4 protein-coding genes are annotated in these 3,029 nt (G+C 75.1%); 3 read left to right on the plus strand and 1 reads right to left on the minus strand.

The features are described 5' to 3' along the window. Together HGA02_RS14665 and HGA02_RS14670 are read left to right on the plus strand one after the other, a co-directional pair. The coding region (locus tag HGA02_RS14665; RefSeq protein WP_168679735.1) for a Ppx/GppA phosphatase family protein at positions 1-635 on the plus strand (635 nt) is incomplete at its 5' end. A 214-nt stretch (positions 636-849) separates the two neighbouring features. Further along, entirely contained in the window at positions 850-1,206 is a 357-nt protein-coding gene (locus HGA02_RS14670) for a PadR family transcriptional regulator (protein ID WP_168679737.1), read from the plus strand. A gap of 223 nt (positions 1,207-1,429) precedes the next feature. On the opposite strand, the gene HGA02_RS14675 is transcribed toward HGA02_RS14670, so the two are convergent. Next, positions 1,430-2,344, minus strand: a complete 915-nt coding sequence (locus tag HGA02_RS14675) for an HAD family hydrolase (protein ID WP_168679739.1) — start codon at positions 2,342-2,344, stop codon at positions 1,430-1,432. A gap of 217 nt (positions 2,345-2,561) precedes the next feature. Between HGA02_RS14675 and HGA02_RS21070 the strand changes: the two genes are divergently transcribed. Further along, positions 2,562-3,029, plus strand: a 468-nt coding sequence (locus tag HGA02_RS21070) for an exodeoxyribonuclease V subunit gamma (RefSeq protein WP_343035495.1), incomplete at its 3' end; no start/stop codon positions are given.

A 3,029-nucleotide genomic window follows, 5' to 3' on the forward strand; every position in this document is an offset into this window, starting at 1 on the left:
AGGTCGTCGGGGGCGAGGAGGAGGCCGCGCTGTCGTTCCGCGGTGCGACGGGCGTGCTCGCGGCGGCGCACCCCGGCCCGTTCCTCGTGGTCGACCTGGGCGGCGGCTCGACCGAGCTCGTGCTCGGCACCGCGGCGCCCGAGGCGGCGTACTCGATGGACGTCGGCTGCGTCCGGCTGACCGAGCGCCACCTGCTGTCCGACCCGCCCACGGCCGACGAGGTCGCCGGCGCACGCGCCGACGTCGCCGCCGCGCTCGACGTGGCCGCAGGCGTCGTGCCGCTCGGCAAGGCCGTGACGCTCGTGGGTCTCGCGGGCTCGGTGACGACGGTGACCGCGCACGCGCTCGGGCTCGACCGCTACCGGCCTGACCGCATCGACGGCGCGGTGCTGTCGGTCGATACCGTGCTCGCGGCCTGCGACGACCTGCTCGGCCGGTCGCGTGCGGACCGCGCGGCGCTCGGCTTCATGCACCCCGGCCGCGTCGACGTCATCGGTGCGGGTGCGCTCGTCTGGCACGACGTGGTGACCCGCGTGCGCGACGAGGTCGCCGCGGCGGGTGGCGAGCTCACGCAGGTCGTCACGTCGGAGCACGACATCCTCGACGGCATCGCCTGGAGCGCCGTCCCCGCCTGACGGCTCCGTCCTCCCCGCGGGGCCGTCCGTCCCCGCCCGACCCGTCCCGACGCGGCTCGGCGACCCGGTGCACCACCTGCGCGACACGCGTCGAAGCATGCCCGCTAGTGCGCACTGTGTACTAGTGTGCGCCGTGCGGGAGCCTGGAGGGAGGTTCCCGCACCAGACACGACGGCCCCGCGCCACGGGAGCCGTGACCGGACGGAGGCGGCCGATGGACACGACCCAGCTGCTCAAAGGGGTGCTCGACCTCGCCGTGCTCGCGGTCGTCGCCGACGAGGACGGGTACGGGTACGACGTCGTCCGCCGGCTGCGCGCCGCGGGCATCGAGGAGGTCGGCGACGCGTCCGTCTACGGCACGCTGCGCCGCCTGTACTCGTCGGGCGCGCTGACCTCGTACGTCGTCCCGAGCGACGAGGGGCCGCACCGCAAGTACTACGGCATCAACGCGCAGGGCCGGGCGATGCTCGAGGCCCAGCGCAAGGACTGGCAGGAGTTCGCGGGCACCATGGCCCGGCTGCTGGACACGGACGTCCCGGGCGCTGCGCGGGGCCGGAAGGGATCGCGATGAGCACGCAGGCCGTCACCTCCGACGTCGCGCAGTACGCCGCGGCCGTCCGGCAGCACCTCGCGGGCCTCACCGCCGAGCAGGTCGAGGACCTGACGGACGACCTCGAGCTCGACCTCCAGGACGCGCTCGACGACGAGCGCCGCGTCGAGCAGGACGCCCAGCGGGCCGGTGAACCGCTCGTCGTGGGTGACCAGCTCCGCGATGCCGGTGACGAGGTGCGACGTCATCGGGCCCCCTCCGCGTCGTGCCAGGCGGCGGCGACCGCCCGGGTCAGCAGCGCGCCGACGTCGCCGAGGACGTGCCGTCCGCCCTCGACGCGGACCGTGCCGCCCACGACCACCGTGTCGACGTCCGCGCTCCCGGCGACGAGCACCGCGGTCGCGACCGCGACGGTCCGTCCGGACGGCCGCACCAGGGAGAACAGCGCCACGGGCCGGTTGAAGGAGAGCGTGTCCCACCCGCGCTCCGCGGCGACGCGTCGCAGGGCACGGTCCGGGTTGACCGCGAAGCCGTGGCCGACGGTCGCCAGCATCGGCACGTCGGTGATCGAGTCCGAGTACGCGTAGCTCGACGCGAGGTCGTAGCCGCGCGCGGCGGCGAGCTCACGGATCGCCGTCGCCTTGTTCTCGCCGTACGCGTAGAAGTCGATGTCGCCCGTGTACCGGCCGTCGCTGACGCCCATGCGCGTCGCGATCACGTGGTCGGCCCCGAGCACGGCGGCGATCGGCTCCACGATCTCGCTCCCCGACGCCGACACGATGACGACGTCGTGACCCGCCTCGTGGTGCTCCTCGATGAGCGCGACCGCCTCGGCGTAGACCGCCGGGTCGATGGACTCGTGCAGCGTCTCGGCGACGATCGACGACACCTGCGCGACGTCCCAGCCGGTCACCATGCGCGAGAGCTGCGCCCGCAGCCGCTCCGTCTGCGTCTCGTCGGCCCCGCCCACGAGGTAGAGGAACTGCGCGTAGGCCGTCCGCAGGACCGAGCGCCGCGTGAGCAGCCCGCCCGCCATGAACGGTCGTGAGAAGGCCGTCGCGGAGGACGTCGCGATGATCGTCTTGTCGAGGTCGAAGAACGCCGCCGCCTGGTCCGCGCCGGCGGGCTCGGCCGTCGGGCCGGTCGGGCTGTCGTCCATCGCGCTCCCGGGGACGGGTCGTCGGTCCGGCCGGGCCTGGTGCGTCGTGCCGACCGTGGTCGCGGCGAGCCTAGCCACCGGCTCCGACGTGCGGGTCGACACACCGGTGCGGGTGCCGCGACGCGCCGAGCCGTCCACAGCCCGCCATCGCGCGGACGTCTCCCCAGGTCAGGTCGACCATCGGCGGGTGTCGGGCGCGGACGCTAGCGTGACGGCCGTGGAGGAGACCAGGACGGCCGGCGCGCTGCGCGTGCACGTCGCCGAGCGCAGCGACGTGCTCGTCGACGCGCTCGCGTCCGTGCTCGCGCAGGCTCCGCCCGACCCGTTCACGCCCGACGTCGTCCTGGTCCCGACGCGCGGGGTGGAGCGGTGGGTCGCGCAGCGCCTGTCGCACCGGCTCGGCGCGGGACCGCCGGGCGACGGCATCTGCGCGAACGTCCGCTTCTCCTCCCCCGCCCGCGCGGTCTCCGACGTGCTCGCGCGCGTGCTCGGGGTGTCACCCGACGACGACCCGTGGGCACCCGAGCGCGTCGCGTGGCACGTGCTCGGCGTCCTCGACGACGCCCGCGACGACCCCCGGCTGGGCACGCCGGTCGGGCACCTGGGAGACCCCCGCGACGACGTGCGCCAGGGTCGGCGGCTGCGGCTCGCGCAGCGGCTCGCCGGGCTGCTGGCCTCGTACGAC

The sequence above is a fragment of the Cellulomonas septica genome (assembly GCF_012396155.1).
Lineage (GTDB): Bacteria > Actinomycetota > Actinomycetes > Actinomycetales > Cellulomonadaceae > Cellulomonas > Cellulomonas septica.